Here is a 22,195-nt window from a genome sequence, read left to right on the forward strand (position 1 = left end):
TTTACTTTACCAATAATTTTTTGTCATCGACTTTTTCCAATACCGTGTAGATAGTATAAAGAGCTCTAGGCACATGAAAGCATCCTTTCCATTTGCCTCCTTTCAGTGTTAATAACGGTTCTCCTTGTCTATTTAAATACCCAAACCATTCCCCATAGGCAGAATCCGCAAAATGCTTGAATGTATAACGATCTAATTTTTCAAACCATACTTTACACTTCTCATTTCCGGTATAAGCATAACCTTTGGCCATACATACCAAAGCCTCGACATGGACCCACCAAAGTTTTTGGTCCCATTCCAACTGCTGCGGAGGTCTATTCAAGATATCCTTGAAATAAAGAATACCTTCATATTTATCATCCCAGCCATACTCTAGTGCACGTAATGCAATTTCCACACACTTATTCATCAGCGTCCGGTCACCCCTACGATCTGCCAAATCCATCATAAACCACATGGCTTCAATGATATGCCCCGGGTTGACTAATCTCCCTTCGAATGTATCCGAAAAAGACCCATCTAAATGCACGCTTTCCATAATCAAACCTGTATCTGCCTGATAAAAAACTTCCATCACTTCGTGAATAACTTGGTCGATCAAATTTTCTACCGTGTCCGTACCGACAATATGTTCAAGCTCCAAGGACAGATTGCTCAGGATCATCGGCAAAGAAAATCCCTTTAGCGATCGCGTATCAGGGTATGCCTTGTTATATTTTCCTTTAGGATTAGTCTGCCGCTCCAATATGCGTTTGAACGTATCATGTGCAACCTGCGCATATTGATCTTCTCCCGTAATTTTGTACAATGATCCTAAGCCCATACTGGCAAAACAATCCGAAAAAATACTATGAGGCTGCACCAGGGGCTTGCCCGCTTGGTCTAATGCAAAGTACCAATCGCCATTTTCGTCCCGCCCATTCTTCAGTATAAAAGAAGCTCCCTGTATGGCCATATCCTTCCACGTCTCATTTTGCTCTACCTGGTTATATAGCATAGACATTGTCCACACCTGCCTCCCTTGCAACCACATAAATTTGTCCGTATCGAAAACACGACCATCCCGCTCTAAGCATGTAAAAAAACCACCATGTGCGTTATCATTTGAGTTTTTCACCCAAAATGGCATTACGTTTTCCAGTAGCTCTGCTTTATATCTATCTACAAATTCCTTCATTTTTCTTCAATACTATTTCAATGTTTCTAAATATTCCCTATACCTGTTGTACAAATGCCCTGCTTGTGTGTAAGCTGACTGTGGGCTCATAAAATGTGAAAACTCAAACGTGATTGCTTTGTCGTATCCGGCCTTCCGTGCAGCCTCTAGCTTTAATCGCAGCTTCTCAAATTTGATTGGCAAAAACTTGATGGGCATATCACGGTCAAATGACTCTGCATTCGTCCAGCACTGCATCTTATATTTATCCGCCAACATCTTATTCACCGCAAAGAAGTCTCCTAACTCATGATAGTCAATATGACCATCTTGAAATGCTACCGCATCGACAGCATGATGTATTTCATGAAAAATTTCGTTCCATTCGTTCTCATGCTCTTTGATAGATACAGCATCTGTCTTTGTCAGTGTCGAGGATGCCGCCATGACGGCTTTCTTACCATCTATCCATGGGGATATAAAAGTAGGCAGGTTGCCGCTGACGGCTTTACATTGTTCACCCAGAATACGGAAAGCACCGGCCGCACCTTTCGTTTGGCGACTGATCTCCATACTCAGGTACCACCCACCAAAGCTTTCGTAATGTCCATACTTCTCCCAAACCTCATCTATCACAAATCGATTGGCATCGATCTCATGTTGCATATCACCTGTATCCCAATATTTTCCACTGTCGTATAGACCAAAGAAAAACTTGATACCATGTTTATCCGCCAACTGCAAGAACATCTCTACTAAATCTGCAGGTGGTTCATAACATTCCATGCTATCGATCAGCCAAGAGGATGAATAGGTAATGAACCTACGATATCCACTCCGAATCAAGATGACCGTATCAATTCCTACAGCCTTCATATATCCAAAATCACGATCCCATTCTTCTACGCCCCAGTTTTGGTGAGGTATATCATGGCTGATCTCATCCAAAAAAGTTCCTGTTATCTTCATCTATAAATATTTTTTTTCTTTCAAATAATTCACCCAGCGGATATAAGCCTCCGTATTGACATGTATGCCATCCATCGTATATTCCTTCTCCAATACATCGTCATCCGCCAGCTCTTCCTTAACATTGACATAGGTCAGATTATACTTGTGGGACAGCTCTTCTATACCCTTGTTTAAATTTCTGATCAGCTGTTCTTTTCCAAACAAGTAGTCATATTTCAAAACCGATTCATTGAGAGGTAAAATGCTTTGGACGTATATTTTTGTCTTAGGACTTACGCTGAGGATGATTCGGATGATCTCTTCATAATTTCTCAGACTCCATTCGACAGGCAGTCCACCTCCCACATCATTGATCCCCATCATCAAAAATATTTTCTTCGGTTTTGACTTCACAACATCAGCAATACGGGCTTTCATACCAAATGTATTATCACCTCCTATCCCCCTATTCCCGACTGTATATTTACGTCCGATCAACTCTTGCCAAGGTCCTCTTTCTGTAATACTATTACCAAAAAAAACAACGTCGTATCTCGTCCCCTCAAGTTCCTGATATAATTTCTCCCGACCTTCGTAGTACCAATTGTTATAGGTACTGTCTTGAGCATATAGCTGTACAATCCCCAACATTCCTAACACAATCATTGCGATCTTCTTCATGATTACAGTGCTTTTACTTTTTTCAAATAATTAACCAACTCCACGTAAGCAAATACTTCCAGATGAATACCATCCGGTGTAACATCTGCTTTTAAATCCCCATTGTCATCCGCAAAAATCTGATGCAGATCCACAAAATGAATGCTTTTCTGATTTTGGGCAATCGATTTCAACCCATCATTCAAAATCTCGATGTCGCTATTTTTCACCGCTTTGAACGACTCTATTAATTTACTCGGATTGACCGGTAAGATACTATTGAGATAAATGATAGTTTTAGGCGACTCTTGTTGAATTATACGCACGATACGTATATAGTTTTGGACAATATTTTCTGTCGGCACACCTCGCTTCAGATCATTGATGCCTATCATCAAAAACACCTTCTTAGGCTGATGACGAACAACCTCATCCAATCTCGCAAATACACCATAAGAAATATCGCCACTGATCCCTCTATTCAACACTGGTTGACCAGGTATGATATCGTTCCACTTGCCCGCATCGGTCAAGCTATTCCCTAAAAAAACAATCGCACGGGGCAGCACAGGCATTTGTCGGTACTGCCCTAACCTCTCCATATAACCCGAAAACACATAGTTGCTATCAATAGCAACCAGACTTTGTGCCGAAACACCAAGTATCGAAAACCATAAAGCAACACCAATTAAATACTTCATCTTTATCTCATTAAACATTATGAACGCCAAAACCATTTCCTATCTGTTGCCACATTCGTTATCAACACCATCAAAAAAACATAGAGTGCAGTCCTCACTAGCCATAGATAAGGGCTTACATCCATTAACTGATCAAACACAGGAAGCATATATAGCAACCCCAAAATAGGCGTAATGCAAAAAGCAGACACACAGTAGGCAATCATCGGATTTTGTCCATTTTTCACTATTGCAGATATCACCCTATTGTTGGGAAAATTCTTGGTCAAATAGTCACAGAATATGTAGAAGACAAAAGCCAGCCCGCTGCTCAAAAACCAATAACTGAAAGAAGAGGGGTCTTTCTTTATTCCTCCATCCAGTGGCTCGAAAAACAAGGCTACAGATGCAAACCCTATTCCCCAGCCTATCAATAGTCGATAAAAAGAGAATTGACCGTTTTTATTTCGTTTAAAAAATAAATAGAACGATACTACAAACAGCATATGTCCAAGCAAATTCAGATGTAGTAAGCGCATATACAAGGTGACCATATGAAAAACCACAAATGCCAAACTTAACAGGCTTAACAATCCAACTTTTGACCTGTCCTCTCCAGAATAATTATTGTTCGCTATTGCTTTATGCTGTATCAGCAGATCGCCCAATATAGACCCCGGCAACACGATGCATAAATATTTCAAAAATGAAAAGTTATAGAACCAGTTGACCGACGGGTGGAAGCTCCATAATGTTTGTGTCCAGCTAGCCTCTACATCCTTTGAGAACCAGACCCCAATAAAAGCAACAAGTATAGCCAATCTCGCTACAAAACTACCCGCTGTCAGCAACCAGCATAGGGATCCGAAGATGGCCATATTGGCCAACACTAAAATAATGATATTACTCTTCGCCTTGTCAAAGGCATTGCCCACAACGGCACTATGGTAGCATACCAAGCTACCAATCAATAGAAATCCCAGAAGCTGTAGGCCATATTTCTTTACTAGACTCCCATCAAAACGCATAAAGACCAAGAAGAAAGCAAAAAATGTAACCAATGCAGTCAAGTAATTGATCCAATTCGCAGCTGTTAAATTTTCGGGCGTTAAATAAGCTAGTACAATAGCAAAAAACACCAGCAATAGTCCCCTACGCATCAAACCAAATAAAATTGTCCCGTACTGCTTATTTAGCAGCTTACTTCGTAATGCCAAAGGAAATGCTGCCCCCATAGAAAACAAAAAGAATGGGAATACCAAATCAACCCATGTGATTCCCGGATTGTTAGGGTTAAATTTAAAATCTGGAGGTCCCACCTGTGCATGATACATCCATCCAGGGAAATCCCTTGTCCACGGGATAACCGCAGCCAGCACCATACCGATGATGGCAATCCCCCTAAGGAAGTCTATGCCGTAATTCCTATTGACAGTCATATATTCTATCTCTTTTTACTTAAAGATTGTGTATATACCTTACCAAATCGATCCGTTATACGAATCTCTATATCATAGTCAGCATTTATTGCTGTTGTACGAAACAAGTGTTTAGTTGAAGAAGGGCTTATCCAATCGTACTTTAATTTACGCTTATCCGAAAACAACTCTTTTGCTAATGGATCCACTCCTACATACTGCTCCATACTCCCTTTATCGATCCCGTTCTCCAACCACTCAACTTTCCACTTCGGATCGTAGTTCCACACATTTGCTATTACGCAGTTTGTCTCCTCATCGTAATAGGCCCGCAGTTGATGCGATCGATCGTAACCAGCACTCTTGTAGTACCATTCTACTTCATTACCACTGACCTCAAATACAGCATACCCACTTGGGGTACCGTCTGTGCATATATCCGCCTGCCACCAGGTTCCACTCGCAGCTGCAGTAACATGTTCGAAAAGATTTTCTTTATGGACGACGTTTAAATTGCAATGCATATGTCCTGATAGAATATGGGTATTATAAGGAGAGAGCACATCGTATAAAGCCGATGCATTAACCGTCTGCCCGCCAATATTCGAATAGTTGTAGGTAAAAGACGAATTATTTTCTCCTTGACGGGTTGGGATATGAAGAATGAGAAAGAGCAATTGATCTTTCGAAACGTACGACAGGTCTCTTTCAAGCCATTTGAAAGTTTTTTCATCAATATAACCCATATAAAAATACTCTCTACCAATAAAGAAATTGTTATTCAATACGATATAATGAGTATTACCTTTATTAAAAGAATACACCGTCGGACCAAAATGCTTGTTAAAGTGTCTCTCGGAGGTTTCATGAGAACGTCCCCAATACGCCATATCATGGTTTCCAATCGCCCGAAAGAAGGGCATAGGCAATGACTTCATGGACTGGAGATAGTAAGGAAACAAATCCGGTTTGTCTCCTACGATATCCCCTAAATCCAACCCAAAAACATCTTCGGATGTATACTGACGAATTGTAGCATGCATATCCGAAACGATGTGTTCTCGATATAGATCATATTCCGCTTCACTTGCAGCCTGCACGTCTGTCTGTGCAAAAAAAACATGATTAATATCATCCTTTTGGTTTTCTATCAAATGAAAATTGTAAACTTTTTTATTTACATCCATCTTTTGAAAGAATATAGGGACGGTACCCTCGTTTTTAACCAAATAGCCTTTTGGAACCGAGATTTGCACATACTGTTCATCGGCACAAACTTCTAGTTCATAGTATCCCTTTTTTGTCGTTTGAGCCATATGAACACCACAGCTTACAACTACACTTTCAACCCCCTCTTTTTTGTCATCAAGTACATATCCAGAAATACGGGATTGTCCATGCACGTGAGCAAAGCCAAATAGAGAAAGAAAAATGAAATAGAGTAATCTACGAAAAACCATCACAAAAATTACTTAACAAGGTCTATAGGAACTAAAATTAACGGTGTTGGTAAACAGGAAGCTCCTGGAGGAGAATAAGTAAAGTTAATCTCTTGAATATCCTTCGTAGGATCTGGCTTATATACACCAAGCAAAATCGCTTCAGGAGCCGCTTTCGTAACCAACTGATTGGAAGGATACTGAATTACGGATTTATTGCCCTCCTGATCGAACATTTCCATGGTCAACCCCATGCCGCCACACCATTGGTTATCCGCCGATCGACAATTCCAGGTAATCAATGCCAATCCTTTGCCATCCGTACTTTTCCATTTGATATGGGTATTGTACAACACACCATAATTGCCTGCATTTTTCGCAAATTCCTTTCTGTCACCTATTGTCCCTGTAATCCAAGGGTCATCCTCTCCATCCGCTACGATCAATTGGGATACTCCATCCTTTGTATCTACGATATCTTTATTTGTGACTTTATAGTTAGATATTGGAAATATACCGCGACCCGCATTCACATGGCTAAACGGTATGATCGTATCAATCTCATGAAAAGCATTCGGACCGTCCTTCTCTGGCGATGTTTGCAGCACGCTGATTAATCCAGGTTGATCGACAACAAATTCATAAAATCCATGAACCAACTCATCGTAAAGTACCACGTTCTCCTCCAATTGCTCGTCAATCGCAATGACTTCTCCCGGTTTGACTGTCCGAACATGATTCTCCACATAAGAAGTGAAATAGTCGTATAGACCTTGCTTGCCGATATGGAAGTAATTCAGGCTCGGCTTTTGAGAAGAATATCTCAACATCCTCAAATGCATATTCTCCTTACCCATATTCTTTATTACCGCAGTTATTTTCCTTGGTATTTTTTGAGGTTCCTTCACGCCATTCACATTATATACGTACAGTCGCACCGCACCTGGATCGACACTTTCCTGCATGGCTATTGCTTCTGGAATACGTATATATTCAGGATCATCAGAGATGATATATTGCGGGCCTGGAACTACCGTTTTATCATAGCTGATCTTTGGGAAATCCATTGTCAGGAAGTCATCCAACACCACGACATCACCGCGTTTGGCAGACACCAGTATTTTAGTTATTTTATCCGCAGGGATCTTGGTTTGGGCTGCTGCACCTTGTACAAAAACCGCAACAATCAGCCCTAGTAATATACTCGATTTCATCATAAAAATTAATCTTCTAAACCGGCTTTAACTTGATCCCACCATCCATAATTAATGATATGGACGATATCAAAAATCATCGATCCCTGAGACTTTTTGCGACACATCTGCAATGCCTTGACAAACTGTTCTGGCTGATCTTTATATTGTTCCACATACAACCCTGCGTAGACAGGTGTTTTGCCCATCGTCACACGATTGACCAATTCGGCAGCCCCTTCTACCGTATACCAGTCTTCTTTCTTCACGACAAGACCAGATTCTAGAGTTTTCTCTGTCGTATCTGCTTGTGCCAATAACTCCGATTTTTCTACTTCAAAATAGTAGTTACCGGTCGTAAACAAATCTAAAGCCTCTGCATATCCATAGTCTTTGTACTTAGGTGTCGCCCAGTCAAATTCTTTGTCCGGATCATATTCCTTGCTGGCGAAGTTCACACCCACATCAAAATACAAAGGATACCATGAACCCGTGTAGTCACCAAAGACAATATCGGGATTGATAGATTTCAGCTCTTGCCGTGCCGTATAGACAAAATCGTGGATAACCTTAGCTCGCCATTCTAACCAATCTTTATAGAGTGGTCCTTCTTTCCGTTTGGCTTCCTCAAAGTAAAAAATGTCATTTGGATAATTTTCTACTGTTTTACCAATATAGCTTTCAAATATTTCCTTGCTCGCAAGGGAAAAGTCAGCATTCAGATCATCAAAACGCACTCTATCTAGGATTATTCCATCTAGTTTGGGATACATCGCCACAAGCTCCTTGAGAATCGAAAGCTGGTATCCCTGTACTTCTGGTAAAGCGGGATTCAACATCGTAGAATACTTGTTCTTCTGCGCAGATATAGGGGTCAAGCCTTGAGGAAGATAAGACAAGGTTTGCCATTTCGCCTTAAGGCTATCGGCATACACCACACCCCGGTCGAAGAAATTGTGCCCAGCAACAAATACATTGGTAGAGGCATGCACTTTCAACCCCAATTTATGTCCTTCTTCTATAAAAAAGGCCAGCATATCCCATGTGGTATCTTTGACTACATTACTCTTGCCCCACGACGTCATGACAGGAGCTATTTTACTGGGATACAAAACTTCGCCCGTGATCGGCTTCACATCGATCACGACATCCGTAATACCTACGTCTTTCGATTTTTGAAGATAAAACAAAATAGAATCTTTATCACAAAACCGATCAAAGTTGGCCGTAGCATCAAACCACAAGATATTTCTATCTTCGAATTCTTTTCCTTGACTTCCATCGGGTGTACATCTACTGAAAAGTACTCCCAAAGCCAATATCATACATGCAATCAAATATCTCATTCGTATTATTTCTTTGTTTTTAATGCCTTATCATCGAGATAAGGCGCTATAATAGATTCCCATATGTCATACCCATTTTTATTCAGGTGTATCAGATCTTCCACAAACAGTTCTGGACGGAGTACACCCTTTTGGTCATACAATATCTGGGCTACATCGACATATTGAAGATGTGGTTTAGTTTCTGTATAATTTCGCACGAGTTGATTGGCTTTCAAATAATTAGTCTGCCATTTCACACGAGCGGGGCTAGGCTTGGTCGATAGTATACTGATCCGGGTACCGGGCAGTTTTACCTCGACTAAGCGAACAAATGTGATGACATCCTCCAAATACTCCTCCGGAGACATTCCTGAAGCGATATCATTGTCCCCCTCGTATAAAAAAATCTGGCATGGCTTGTAAGGCATCACCACCCGATCAAAAAAGTAAAGTATATCAAACAGCTGCGAACCACCAAAACCCCGGTTAAGAACCTGATGGTTCGGAAAAGACTCCTGCAGATGATACCAACGCGTAAAAGAAGAACTTCCCACGAACAGGATACCTCCAGTTGCAACGCCGTTCTTCGCATCTTCAACTTCGAATTTTTCGATAGACGGACTTAACTGCTTGATTCTTTCCCGATGTTGTTCGGCGACTTCTTGCGCATAAGATGTACCTATCATCAAACCGAAGTTCAACAATAGCACAAGTATTCCGATACTTCTCCTCATCATTAATTCCCTTTAATACCTGCCTTGACCGCATCAAACAAAGGCTCTTTGAGCTGATTGTATTGCGGGGCATACATGTGTACCACATCGAACAACATAATACCGCCGCTGGTCTTGGACAAGACGTAACGAATAGCTTTCGTGATCTCACCCGTATTGGCATAACTGACATTACCGATATCTAGACTACCAAATAGCGGCACTTTATTTCGAGTGATATAAGAAGCCCCATTCAGTGATCCTTCGATGCTCCACCAATGATATTTCATGGTCGACGTAACAGGGTTATCAGCCAACTTAATTTGCGTGAAGTAATTGCCGGTCATCAATATATCCATCTCTTCGGCATAACCAGTAGCACCATAGCCCGGTGACGCCCAGTCAAAGCGAACTTCAAAGTCCTGAAAAGGATCGTAATCCTTACTAGCCCAGTTTACGCCCACTTGATAGTATGTGCTGTACCAACCGCCCACATATACGCCAAACTCTACATTGGGTTTGATCGTCTTGACAGCCGTCCGAGTTTTAATCATAAAATCTTTGATGACCTGTGCCCGGTAAATCAACCATTGTTTATAATACTTACCTGTTGTTGCTGGAAGTATTTGTCCCGAATTTTCCCGCCAAGACGAGACAATATCAGTTGGGAAATTCATGTTTTTCGCCTGTGTATCGTTATATTTAGTTTCCAAAAATGAAATAAACTGCTGTTTACTTATCTCCGAAAAATCAGCAGAAACATCTGTATAGCGACCATAATCCAAGATCATCCCGTCTAGATCGAACTTACGTACAATTTCTTTTACAATATTTAAAGCTCGTTCCTGAACCTCAGGAGCGGCAGGATTGACAAAAATATTTTTGCCCGTTTCGGAAATAGGCCCTAACTCACCTGCGGTATTCTTCACCACAATCGACTCGTACTTGCTTCTATAGGTGGGGTTATCATAGACATAGCCAAATCCCCTACGATCACCATCTACAAAGGTTGTTATGGATAAATACACTTTAAAGTTTCTTTTCTTTGCCTCCGACACTATAAATGGAACATAATCGGTCAATCGGGTCTTTCCATCCCGTTGGGTAACCTCCGTTGTGTACTCGCTGGGATACATGGTATAGCCTGAACTTGCTTTTACCCCTACAACCAAGCCTGTAGTTCCTACATCTTTTAGTATATCCAAGATTTCAGTGATTCCCTCCTTAGTATCAAACCGTCCATAGGTTCCGAAAACATTAGAACTGGCGTCGACCCAAACCAATACTTCTCGCTTATTTTCAATTGGATCGGGATTTTCCGTATCCGGGCCTTTCTTATCAGGGTTCTCATCTTTTGAGCAGGACACCATTGCGAAGAGTGCAATTGCCCAAATAAATAATGTATGTCTCATATCTTAAATTTTTAAAGGCAACACGGAATATGAAGTTCCGTATTGCCATAGTTAACCGCTCGTTCTGTTTACTGAATATCCACACAATCAAACTGTACGCCCACCACATATCCGTTGGTAAACATAAAGTATAAATACAAGAAGTAGCCATTTTCAGAGACCGTCATCGCAACATCGCCGGTTCCATTACCATTTTGTACATTTCCAGCCACCCATCCGTACTTGCCCTTTTCGGCAGCCCATACTAATCCTGGAGTTGTCGAAGGAGAAAGAGAAGGATCACCGGAAAACCCACCATCAACATCGATCAGATACACCTGATCTGCGGAACCCCAAGGCTGGCCATTTACATGGTTGTATGACACAAACTTCCCATTGTTGAATGTTATATAATCTACCGCGTTACTGATAAAATTGGTTCCTAACTGGCTTAAGGTAGTCATGACGGAGTTGGTCGCGCCATTTACCCTAGCCAAACTGTTACTTATCGGATTACTGCCGGCATACCCAACAGCAAAGTATTCGCTAGTGATGCTTGTTGGCGAGGTATAGATCACGTCAATATTGTTGTTACTCCAAGAATATCCCGATATCGTGACGATTTCGGGTGTTTGCGACACCAAGCTCCCGTTCACTACTCTCCAGCGGGCGAAATTGCTAGACAAAGCCCCCACTACCGGTACAGTAATGATAGCGTTGGTATTTACATCTCCGATAATAGACAACTTTCTACCATAAGCACCAGTGGTAGTCCATGAGATAAAGGATTGAGGGGCACTCGTCACCGAAGATAGCTTCCATATATTAAATACATTACCATCATTTTGAGTCAAGTTACACACAAAAATATTCCCTGCATCATCTGCTGTTGTATAGAAATTACGAAGACTACCTCTAACAGGACCTAAATCAATTTCCCCGACTTTCGCTCCGGTAAACGCATCGATGTAGATACTATTCTGATCTCTTGTATTCAATACCACGTAGCGACCTGTCGCTGCAATACCACCCGTCATATTGTCTACCGAAATACCTAAGTCACTTTTCAGCTTTTTCGCAAACATAATCTTAGCACTACCGGGACGAATACCTTTAGCCAATTTCACTGCCTCAACAACCTGAAGCGTATACTGCTTGCTTGCATTGCCTACAGACGAAACCGTAAAAGGTTTAGGAGAGCTCAAATCAATATTTCCGTTATTTGCTACAGAGCCGGAAGAATGTCTATTGATTGTATAAGATAACTTTGCATTATTCATGACCGTCCCTGGTACGAGCGAAAAATTGATATTACTGCCAATAATAATAGCAGATACTTCCTGATTATCTCCATTTACGTCTTCAAACTTCAACGTTGCATTAGAAACATCTGTATTGCCTTGCTTATTCGCGATGACGGTATATGTTTTAGTCAAACCAGCCCCAGATGTGATTGTTAACTGTTTAGGTGTCGTGAGATCCCAAAGTTCACTCAATGAAGGGGAAACTGTAGCATCAGCAGGCACTGTGGCACGTAGAAACAGCTTAGACAGATTTACCTCATTATCCGAATCAATAGGATGATAATAATCTACGTCTATATAAATTTTATCATCAACTACCCTTGCTTCAAATAAACGGTCTCTCCCTCTTCCATCATGGGTAGCAAATATATCACTGATGAGATTTTCCTCATACCGGTCTCTATATTCCGGCTTTTGGCAGGATAATATAGATAGCGTCCCTATTAGAAAAAGGAATATCTTTATGTTTTTATCAAGTCTTTTCATTTTATTTTTTCTAACGTTATTACCATCCTTTTATTTGATCTAAGGCATTGTTTCTTAAGTCTTCTGCTTCGGGAATAGGCAAATAGTACAATGCCCCGGTAAAGCTCCGGTTTGTATTGTCGGCAGATACAACTTCATAACTGAATGAGTTACCTGCCGGAACTACCTTATGTCCTGTAAACTGCACCCCATTCAGTACCGTGTGGGCCTTTCTCCACCGTCGTAAATCCCAGAACCGATGCCCTTCAAATGCCAGTTCTACTATCCGCTCATGCTCGATCAACTCCATAACACCGGCCTTGGTATTTGAAAACACATTGGGAAGACCTCTTTTACCACGAAGCGTATTAAGCGTACCTACCGCATCGCCCAATTGATTTGCTCCGGCTTGAGCCTCCGCTAATATCAACAGCACTTCAGCGTACCTCAATTCTATCCAACTTTGTGTACTTCCATTGACAACAAAATTTGTATTTGTTGAATCCAATAATTTCCTAGTATAATACCCAGTCACAGTACGCTTCGGGTCTCCTGATAGACCGTACTGCACGATACCTTCTACCGCGTCCGCCTCCGTTGTATTAATTGTTCTATTCTTCCATTTGGCTCCATTGAACAGAATCGTCGCATAAAAGCGTGGCTCTCTGTTTGCATATGGATTTGCTTGGTGAGTAGGGTTACCCCAAGAAAACTTGGTTCCATCTTTCATCTCAAACTCATCCACCAGCTCTGCTGTTGGAACACCGTAAACCAGTGTACCTGCCGCATCTCGTGGTGGAGCAAATCCAAGATCGTATTGATGTCTTACTAATGGCGCAGAAAAATCCACGCGAAAGATGGCTTCTTTCGTGTTTTTATTATGAAATATTGAGGCAAAGTTAGCATCCAATTCGTACAATCCCTCATTTGCCAACTTGACCACTTCATTGGCCGCATTCATCGCATTGGTATAATAGCCCAACGCTTTTTCCTGCGGAATACCAGTCAATGGATCGGAGTTGAACTGTTTCCGATCATTTTCCGCTATAGATGCCGCATAGATCCAAGCGCGTGCCAACATGCTGTACGCTGCTCCTTTAGTAGCCCTTCCTGACAAATTGGTTTTATTCAAATGCTCCGCTGCAAAGGCAAAATCTGCGGCAACAAAATTCCAACCATCTTCTTCACTAGAGCGTGCATGGTCTTTCGTAGCGTATTGTGATAAATTATCCAATAAGATAACACTACCATGTAAGCGGAGCAACCAAAAATAGGTATACCCCCTGACAAAACGGGCTTCAGCCTCATACTTCAATCTATCTCCATCGGATAACGATGATTTAGTATACAACCCATCCAAAAATTCATTAATTCTACGAATTCTGGTATATCCATTACCCCAGTAATTGATCCCTACACTACCCGGACCGAACTGATTGGCATTGGAAGCAAGAATATTAACTGTTCCGTTTCCAGCTGTCGTCGAATTGTACTTCATGATATCCGTCAAAGCATCGGTAGCATTATCATAACCTAGATTCGATATTCGACCAAATTCAAAGGTCTTAAACTCAGCATACAGGCCATTCACATACATTTCTATTGTGGACGGATCGCTCCAAATTAATTCTTCCACATATCGATCTTGCGGTATTACATCAATATCACAGCTTTGAAAAGGTGATATTCCTACTATGAAAGCGAGCCCTGCAAGAAATCGGCTTATTTTTTTTGTCTTTTTCATCGTCAGTGTTTTTAAAAGGTAATATTAGCGCCAAAAGCATATATACGTTGCTGTGGATAAAAGCCGTTGTTGACATTCGGCATTTCAGGGTCCAAATATTTCAGGTGGTCCCAAGTCATTAGGTTAGAGCCTGTGAAATGTATCCTGAGCGTTTCTATCGAAGCAATTGACATCCATTTTTTTGGAAATGTATAGCTCAATTGCAGAGACTTTAACCGCAAATAATCGCTTCTTCTCTCCCATGCGGAATTTTTATGGGCATTGTGGGGAGAAAACAAACCTCTATTCGCCGTGAGCCTTGGGAACTCAGCATCGGTATTATCCGGCCGCCATGCATTTTCTACTAAAAAGTAAGGTGAATTTCCATATCCGTAAAATGTCCGGGTATAATTGGTGTTATCGTCGACCCCACTGGCATAAGTTCCCGCAAGATTTACACTAGATAGACCGGCTCCTTGAAACAAGGCCGCCAAATCGAATCCTTTGTAAGATAAATCGATGTTAAAGCCATACATAAGTTCTGGTACATTTGCCCGTCCCACATAAGTCATGTCGTCATTTCTGGTGATCTTTCCATCACCGTTCAAGTCCCTATATTTGAAAAAACCAGGAGCAACTACGCCCGATGAAGGCGACGGTGTATTTCTAGCTTCATCCCAAGTCTGTACCATACCGTCTACGATAAAACCGATTTTTGTACCCAACGGTTTACCGATCAAGCTTTGCCAAGAAGTAATATTATCCCCTTCAGCGAATTTCAAGTATCGGTTACGAGACCAATTCAGATTACCAGTCAAACGAACCTTAAAATCCCCGAAGCTTTCGTTGAAACGAAGCTGTGCATCAAATCCCCGATTATCAAATTCTCCAATGTTTACAATGGACGGATAGTACCCGCCAATCGACATAGGATAAAGCCCAGTAGGACTTCCTAAGATATCTTTTGTGTACTTGTAAAACCATTCAAAATCAAATCCAAACTTTCCATTCAAAAAGATGGACTCAAACCCTACATTGTAGGTAGTCGTGGTTTCCCACTTCAAATCAGGATTGGATAACGCATTAGTAAATACCGCTCTAACAGGCTCCCCGTCAACAACAACCGACGGACTAGCCGTTTGAGAAAGTGTCTGTAAATATGCAAAACTTCCGTATCCCTGACGGTCATTTCCTGAGCGCCCTACGGAGGTTTTGAATTTTAGATAATCAAGAAACGAAAAGTTATCCGCAACAAAATTCTCTTCGCTGGCTACCCAAGCCAGTCCAGCCGCAGGAAAGATCTCCCAACGATACTGTGGCGCAAAATTTATCGACGCATCCCAACGAGACACAGCTTCTAGTAAGTAACGTCCCTTGTATCCATAATTCAATCGTGCAATATAACCAGCTCTCGAATCCACCAATCCAGATGAACCCGTAGGTCTTATCTGATCATCAGTAGCAACGCTACCATAATCCATTTCTTGAATCAGCGTAATCGGCAAATTACTGACACCTGCTGAAAAGATATTACTGCTTGCTTGAGACCAGTCGTAAACCAATAGGGCTCCTAACGAATGATCTTCGTTAAATGTTCGGTTATAGCTAACTGCTGGTTGGAACGATTTACGATAATTCGCACTATAGTTCTGCCTCAACGTATTTTTTGTAATTCCCGGCAAGGTATTCATGTAGAGAAAAGTTCCTGTGACCTGATCCCGTCCTAACCCCATCGTTTCGTAGGGGGTCAACCAACTTTTTTGTTCCCTACCTGCCACATCATAAGACGCAATAACACGAGCCTCTAATCCTTCGACTCCCGGCACCTTCACGTTCAGATTTGCCGTTCCCTCTAGTACATTTCTCCTCGTTCGTTGGTATCCAGATTTTTCGACTGAAGCAATCGGATTGACGTATCCTCCATTGGCATTGTAGGTAATAGGCAATCCATTCTCCGCATACATGGGAACGTTGGGTAACATTCGTACTGCTTGATCAAAAGGGCTCGAAAAAGCTCCATGATCGGGAGATATACCCGGCGTATTTGTCTGTTCTTGACGCAAGCCCAGATTAACGCCTACCGTAATGTAGTCATTGATCTTCGTCTCCACATTACTACGAATATTATAGCGCTTGAAGTTTGTATTCTTGATAACGCCGTCCTGATCCAAATGAGCAATTGCAGTAAAGTACTTAACGCGATCGGTACCACCGTCAATAGTTAGACCATGATGTTGTGATTTACTATTATTTGCCAACAGCATACCTACCCAATCGGTATCACCGAGTAATGGATTTGTATTCGTCCCATTTCTGACTGCTTCAATCCATTCCGGAGCATAAAGATAAGGTATGGCGGCAATGTTATTCTGCTCACGGTAATCATTATCTACTTCAATAGCCTTATTAAACCACTCCATATAGTCTGGTCCATTCAAATATTTAGGAAAACGCGTATTTTGCCCGATATTTAATGCAGCATCATACGAGAAACGCGGTTTACCTGTATTTCCGCGCTTGGTCGTAATCAGGATAACTCCGCCGGACGCCTGAATGCCATAAGTGGAAGTAGCAACAGCATCCTTCAATATCGTAACCGCCTCGATCTCTGAGGCATCCAAATGACTAAAGGATGGTCTTTGAATACCGTCAATAATGATCAAAGGCGTTCTATTGCTCCCGTACGTACTAATACCTCGTACATAGAGCGTTGCATCGTCGTTCCCTGGTCTTCCCGAAGTCTGCAAAGAGACCAATCCCGGTAATCGCCCTGCCAAAGTATTTGTAATATTCATAGCAGGGGCTTTTTTAATTTCGTCACCATTAATCTGGGCAACAGAACCAACAACATCCCTTCTTTTCTGCGTACCATAGGCAACCACCACGACTTCATCGATTTCTGAAGTTTCGCTATCTAACGATACAGTTACCGCATTACTATTTGTAATGGTTAAAGACTTTGTTTGATAACCAATATACGTTACTTCGATTTCTACAGGATAACGCTCTACATTCAATCGAAAGGCTCCACTTCCATCGGTCAAAACCGTTTTCGTTGTTCCACGCTGTTTTACAGTAGCTCCTGAAATCGGAACATTTTGATCTCCATGAACAGTTCCGCTCACCTGAACCTGTGCTTGAACGACAAAAACCTGCATGAGCATGAAAAACAAACAGCATGTCTTAAAAAGATAAGACGATTTAAAGTTTAAATTCATCATAATTAAGGGTTTAAAATTTATTTTTGTTGTATAATATTTCCTTTATAATCTACATGCTGGTCGAAAAGCTGAAGGTGTGTATCCAGCAAAACGGACGTCCATCTACGGGTGAGCAATGTTGCGGCTTCAACAGGGCCGCGAAACCCTTCCTTTCGAAGCGTTTGACCGATCTCTGGGAGCGTCAATTCTTTTTTAACGTAAGCTAAAATCTCTTGCAATCCTTTTACCGTAAGCGCCTCACCCGAAGCATTCCAGTTGGATTCCAATTCTGGGTAAAACAAGCGTAAACCCTGCATTAATTCGTACTCACTGATTTCCCTTTCTGGATAAAACCAAGTCTGATTTGCCCATTTATACGGAATACCCGTACCTTTCAAGACGCCCGTAGCACCGATTTTATGCAGCACTTTGAATTGAGGATCTGTGGGTGGCACATCTATGTAAGGCATGATATACGCCTTGTGATCCAGCAACGTCGATTGTACATCTCGGATAGATACTTCAGACGGTAATTTGCTTTGTTTTACGGCTAGCGCCGCTAAAACACCCGAAGCCTGACCGATCCCCAACACCACAGGCTGTAGACGTGTCGCGCCATTCACAATGTTACTTACCCCTATACTTTTCTCTGCCACAATTAATCCCTCATAGCTCTTCGGTAGCAACGCCCCAAGAGGTACATTATAAGAAGGTACACGTATCTTGACAAAATCGATTTCTGGAGCATTACCATATTTATAATGATGGTGATCCACGGTGTAGTCGCCCACAACCACGCCCGTACGGTAATACGCTTCAGGCGTATCAAACGGAGTCATGACATGCTGCAGAGAAAATAACGACTTACCCTGCAATCTCCTGGACTCCCTGTGGTAAGGGATCATCGGAAAACCGTCTTTTGTCGGATATTCATCAAAATCTATCCCCAGGTTTGTGAAACCAAGCTCCGATTGAATGTAGTAGACAAACCGTAATGTCATCTGCTTCGCTTCCTCCAATAATTTCTCTCTTTCGTCCGGTGTCTTTTCGATGATATTCAAATAGATATCGTTCCCCTTTTTCGGCCAATTGATCATAAATTTATTGTTAGGCAAGCGTCCATATGTCAACATCTTAAAGCAATCATTATTGTCTTTATTTAAGGTGGCTGGATCCGACACATCACAACTTCCTGCAAACTCTTCCTTGTTATAGTTTTTTGGCTGTTTAATTGTCTTATTGGCTCCTTTTCCAAAATCTTTCAGGGTCACCACATAGGTCAGATCCTGTACAATATCATTCGCTTCTGCCAAAGCATAAGGTTCATTGGTCAAAGACTTACTATCCATACCCAAATAATAGGGCACTTGCAGTGCAACCATTATATCCCCAAGCTCTGTTGCATCAATCAACACCTTTCCTTCGATGGTCGTGGTCTTACCATTTTTTGTTGTCACTTTTAAGGTCCAGCCCTCATTTACACGTTTTACGTCAGACCAACGAGACTCGAAAAAAACTTGGATATTTTTCTCCTCTTTCACCATCCTTTGCAGAATACTATTACCGACAGAAGGTTCAAATAAGGTTTTACTCACCCATCCCGTCTGCACCTCTTCTGGCCCTCCATAGTGTGCATAAAGATGTTCACGAAATTCACCCCACAAGCCTGATGGCAACTGGTGATTGCCATCTATGGCAGAAACACCTGCCGATGTCAACATTCCTCCCAACCAAACCGTCCCTTCTATCACGATAGAACTTACACCTAGTCTAGAGGCCTGAATCGCAGACATCGTTCCACTAGCACCGCCACCGACGATAATCACATCCGTTTTTAATTGAGCAAAAACCTCCTGAAAAGCAAAAAAACTAAATACAAAAAATATAAGTACACGCATAAAAATTATTTTTTCTTAAAAACTAAGGCACTCTTGACTGTCCTTTCTCCTGAAGGATCAGAAGGTTTGATCGTGTGTTTATTGTTTACATATAAAGTAGAAGAACCACCGCCATCTAAATTTATGGCCCCCTTACAACCTAAATCCATCATTTGATTGGCAACCTCTAGTAATGTTAATCCCGGGACAGATTCCGTTGTATTGCCACCTTCTGCAACAAAAACTAAAACCAAACCATTTTCCAGATAACCAATCGCCGTCCTAGGTCTGGAAGATGTATTGTCTACGGATATCATTTCCTCTTTATCTGTCAATCTTATTGCACCATCTTTGACCAACATAGGAGATCCACCGATCGCCGAATGAGCATCCCATAAAGTTCCTCCGGTGGGAAAGCTGGCTGTAGGCATAGGCTGCGGGATAGTTCCTGCAGCATTGGAGCTAGGCTGAGGATAAATATAGAGAGGGCCTTTATTCTGAATACTATACACCCACCCTACAGTAGGCTTGTTATTTATGTCTATTCCAAATGCAGCTCGTGTTGGATAATACGCTGTATTTTGCCCATTGTAAGTCTGATAAATAGCGCGAATATTGTCTGATAAAATCTCTGCATTATAGCGAACCACGCTCAACGATGTCCCGTCCCAAAAATATCCACCATTCACTGCTGCATATACTGTACCCGGCTCATCGTTGTAATATGCGGACACCCTTTTGCCATAGATAGCAGAAGACAATATTGGTTTCATCTCCACTTTAGCTGGATCAATCACCATCACATACATATTTGTTTTCTTGACACCAACAGTCGTATTGCTTTTATACAAGTCTACCCCGTTCAACTCGTCGATTCCCGACTGCTTTATCCAGTGATTAGGAAATTTCACGGACTGGTCTTCTTTTAGAGGATTCTGATCAACTAAAGCAGGTATCTCTTTGGTGATATCTGATTGGCAAGACACAGATAACAACAAAAGGATATGCAATAAAAATGAATAAATCGATTTCATAATCACAGATATAATTAGACTACTAAATAAGAAAAAATATTTTAAACAAACAACTTATTATTAATTTTTTTTAAAATTAATGCTATAATTAGCATATATTATCAATAACGATAACAATAAAGTAGATTTATTTATATAAAACCGATAGTTAGCTGCAACGATTAATCGGCCTCCTCGGGCTTACGCAGGGGCACCAACCAGGTCACAATAAAAGCCGGAATAGTCGCAATGAGTACCCAGATAAAAAACTCTTTGTACCCCAGATAATCGCTCAGCAAGCCACTTACCATAGAAGGAATCATAAAACCTAGGTTCATTAGACCACTGCCAAAAGCGTAATGAGCCATCTTATAAGGCCCGGGGGCAATATTCTGCATCATAAACAAAATAAGCCCTACAAAGCCAAACCCATACCCAAAGTACTCAATAACAACCGCCGTACCGATAGTTAACAGATCAGTAGGCATGGTAATGGACAAAAATGCATAAGCCGCAAAAGGAAGGTTAAAAAACGAACACAAAATCAACAAAGTCCGACGGGAAAGCCCCCTATTAGAGATGTAATAACCTGCTATTATAGAACCTAACACAAAGGCTGCAGCGCCAAAAACACCATACATCAAACCTATATCGGAGGTACTGAGACCTAACCCGCCTTCGGCGCGAGATGCTTTAAAAAATAGAGGTATAATTTTGATGGCCTGTCCTTCGGCAAATCGATAGAATACAATAAAACACAAACTATACCACACGTTCTTCTTTTGAAAAAAAGTAATCACCACGTCTTTCAATGTGTCGAAACCTTCTTTGAGCGAACTTGTTGTTGCCACTTGCTGACTGGAAGGAAGCACACGCATATTATACAAGCCCAAAAACACCATAATAACACCATAGACAAACATGACGACCATCCAAGCATTGGCAATACCGATTGTTGTTTCTAGTTCCCCCGCCAAATACACCAAAGCACCTCCAGAAAACACCTTAGCGATATTATAGAAGGCACCCTGCCAACCCACATATTTAGCTTGTGTCTTCGCACTGAGCTCGTTGAGATACACCCCATCAGCTGCCGTATCATGGGTCGCACCGCTGATAGCAATGATCGTCAGCACAGCTATCGAAAAGGCAAAAAAGCTATCCAGCTGTAAGGTTAAACCCACAAGTCCAAAGAGCACCCCTGTAAAGATCTGCGTGGTATATACAAAAAACTTCTTCGTTTTATACAGTTCCAAAAAAGGGCCCCACAAGGGCTTCAAAGTCCAGGGCAACATAATCAATGAGGTCCAAAAAGCGATCTGGGTATCCGATACACCCATATTCTTATACATAAGAGAACTAGCCGCCGACAATGCCACAAAGGGCAGCCCCATCGCAAACCACGTTGTCGGTATCCAAAATGCCGGACTTAGTTTTTTTGTTTGATTATTTTCCACGTTACCTGAATTAATAGTATTTCCTATAGAAGAACTTAGTTATCACAATTTGTTTATACCAGCTTAACAGAAACAGCTGAAACAGAATTCAATTTTATAAATAAATTTTATTAAAAACAACTAATTATTAATTTTTTTTAATATTGTTCTATTTTTAACAGAGAAATGCTTTAGAATAGCGGCACGAATCGTAATATTTATTATATTTACAAGTTCTATTGCAC

16 protein-coding genes are annotated in these 22,195 nt (G+C 41.4%); all 16 read right to left on the bottom strand.

The features are described from left to right. Window position 1 precedes the first annotated feature (1 nt). A complete protein-coding gene (locus FAZ15_RS05190) occupies window positions 2-1,180 on the bottom strand; it encodes an AGE family epimerase/isomerase (RefSeq protein WP_136900263.1) in 1,179 nt (392 codons plus the stop codon). A gap of 12 nt (window positions 1,181-1,192) precedes the next feature. Continuing rightward, window positions 1,193-2,128 carry a DUF4434 domain-containing protein gene (locus FAZ15_RS05195; protein ID WP_136900264.1) on the bottom strand — a complete coding sequence of 312 codons (936 nt, stop codon included), beginning with the start codon at window positions 2,126-2,128 and terminating at the stop codon, window positions 1,193-1,195. Next, on the bottom strand, window positions 2,129-2,791 hold the full coding sequence (locus tag FAZ15_RS05200) for a GDSL-type esterase/lipase family protein (RefSeq protein WP_238387157.1): 663 nt from the start codon (window positions 2,789-2,791) through the stop codon (window positions 2,129-2,131). It lies immediately after the preceding gene. 2 nt (window positions 2,792-2,793) lie between these two features. Then, a complete protein-coding gene (locus FAZ15_RS05205; protein WP_162304879.1) occupies window positions 2,794-3,471 on the bottom strand; it encodes a GDSL-type esterase/lipase family protein in 678 nt (225 codons plus the stop codon). A gap of 17 nt (window positions 3,472-3,488) precedes the next feature. Next, window positions 3,489-4,889 (bottom strand): DUF5009 domain-containing protein, encoded by a 1,401-nt coding sequence (locus tag FAZ15_RS05210; protein WP_136900266.1) that lies wholly within the window; start codon window positions 4,887-4,889, stop codon window positions 3,489-3,491. A 5-nt stretch (window positions 4,890-4,894) separates the two neighbouring features. Continuing rightward, window positions 4,895-6,328 carry a calcineurin-like phosphoesterase C-terminal domain-containing protein gene (locus tag FAZ15_RS05215; RefSeq protein WP_136900267.1) on the bottom strand — a complete coding sequence of 478 codons (1,434 nt, stop codon included), beginning with the start codon at window positions 6,326-6,328 and terminating at the stop codon, window positions 4,895-4,897. Between the two features lie 8 nt (window positions 6,329-6,336). Next, on the bottom strand, window positions 6,337-7,524 hold the full coding sequence (locus tag FAZ15_RS05220; protein WP_136900268.1) for a copper amine oxidase: 1,188 nt from the start codon (window positions 7,522-7,524) through the stop codon (window positions 6,337-6,339). A 5-nt stretch (window positions 7,525-7,529) separates the two neighbouring features. Beyond that, window positions 7,530-8,846: an alpha amylase family protein gene (locus tag FAZ15_RS05225; RefSeq protein WP_202912321.1), complete on the bottom strand. Its 1,317-nt coding sequence runs from the start codon at window positions 8,844-8,846 to the stop codon at window positions 7,530-7,532. 5 nt (window positions 8,847-8,851) lie between these two features. Beyond that, window positions 8,852-9,565: an SGNH/GDSL hydrolase family protein gene (locus FAZ15_RS05230; protein ID WP_202912322.1), complete on the bottom strand. Its 714-nt coding sequence runs from the start codon at window positions 9,563-9,565 to the stop codon at window positions 8,852-8,854. After that, complete coding sequence (locus FAZ15_RS05235) at window positions 9,565-10,953, bottom strand: alpha amylase family protein (RefSeq protein WP_136900269.1); 1,389 nt, start codon at window positions 10,951-10,953, stop codon at window positions 9,565-9,567. The genes FAZ15_RS05230 and FAZ15_RS05235 overlap by 1 nt, the downstream gene beginning before the upstream one ends. Window positions 10,954-11,021: 68 nt before the next feature. Beyond that, window positions 11,022-12,722 (bottom strand): DUF5018 domain-containing protein, encoded by a 1,701-nt coding sequence (locus FAZ15_RS05240; protein ID WP_136900270.1) that lies wholly within the window; start codon window positions 12,720-12,722, stop codon window positions 11,022-11,024. A gap of 19 nt (window positions 12,723-12,741) precedes the next feature. Beyond that, the gene (locus tag FAZ15_RS05245; RefSeq protein WP_136900271.1) at window positions 12,742-14,445 is read right to left on the bottom strand and encodes a RagB/SusD family nutrient uptake outer membrane protein; all 1,704 of its coding nucleotides are present in this window, start codon (window positions 14,443-14,445) and stop codon (window positions 12,742-12,744) included. Window positions 14,446-14,456: 11 nt separating this feature from the next. After that, window positions 14,457-17,645, bottom strand: a complete 3,189-nt coding sequence (locus FAZ15_RS05250; protein WP_136900272.1) for a SusC/RagA family TonB-linked outer membrane protein — start codon at window positions 17,643-17,645, stop codon at window positions 14,457-14,459. Window positions 17,646-17,662: 17 nt separating this feature from the next. After that, the gene (locus FAZ15_RS05255; RefSeq protein ID WP_136900273.1) at window positions 17,663-19,522 is read right to left on the bottom strand and encodes an FAD-dependent oxidoreductase; all 1,860 of its coding nucleotides are present in this window, start codon (window positions 19,520-19,522) and stop codon (window positions 17,663-17,665) included. Window positions 19,523-19,527: 5 nt separating this feature from the next. Next, the gene (locus tag FAZ15_RS05260; protein ID WP_136900274.1) at window positions 19,528-20,535 is read right to left on the bottom strand and encodes a phosphodiester glycosidase family protein; all 1,008 of its coding nucleotides are present in this window, start codon (window positions 20,533-20,535) and stop codon (window positions 19,528-19,530) included. Between the two features lie 161 nt (window positions 20,536-20,696). Next, a complete protein-coding gene (locus FAZ15_RS05265) occupies window positions 20,697-21,971 on the bottom strand; it encodes an MFS transporter (RefSeq protein WP_238387158.1) in 1,275 nt (424 codons plus the stop codon). Between the last annotated feature and the right edge of the window lie 224 nt (window positions 21,972-22,195).

The organism is Sphingobacterium olei, from assembly GCF_005048855.1.
Lineage (GTDB): Bacteria > Bacteroidota > Bacteroidia > Sphingobacteriales > Sphingobacteriaceae > Sphingobacterium > Sphingobacterium olei.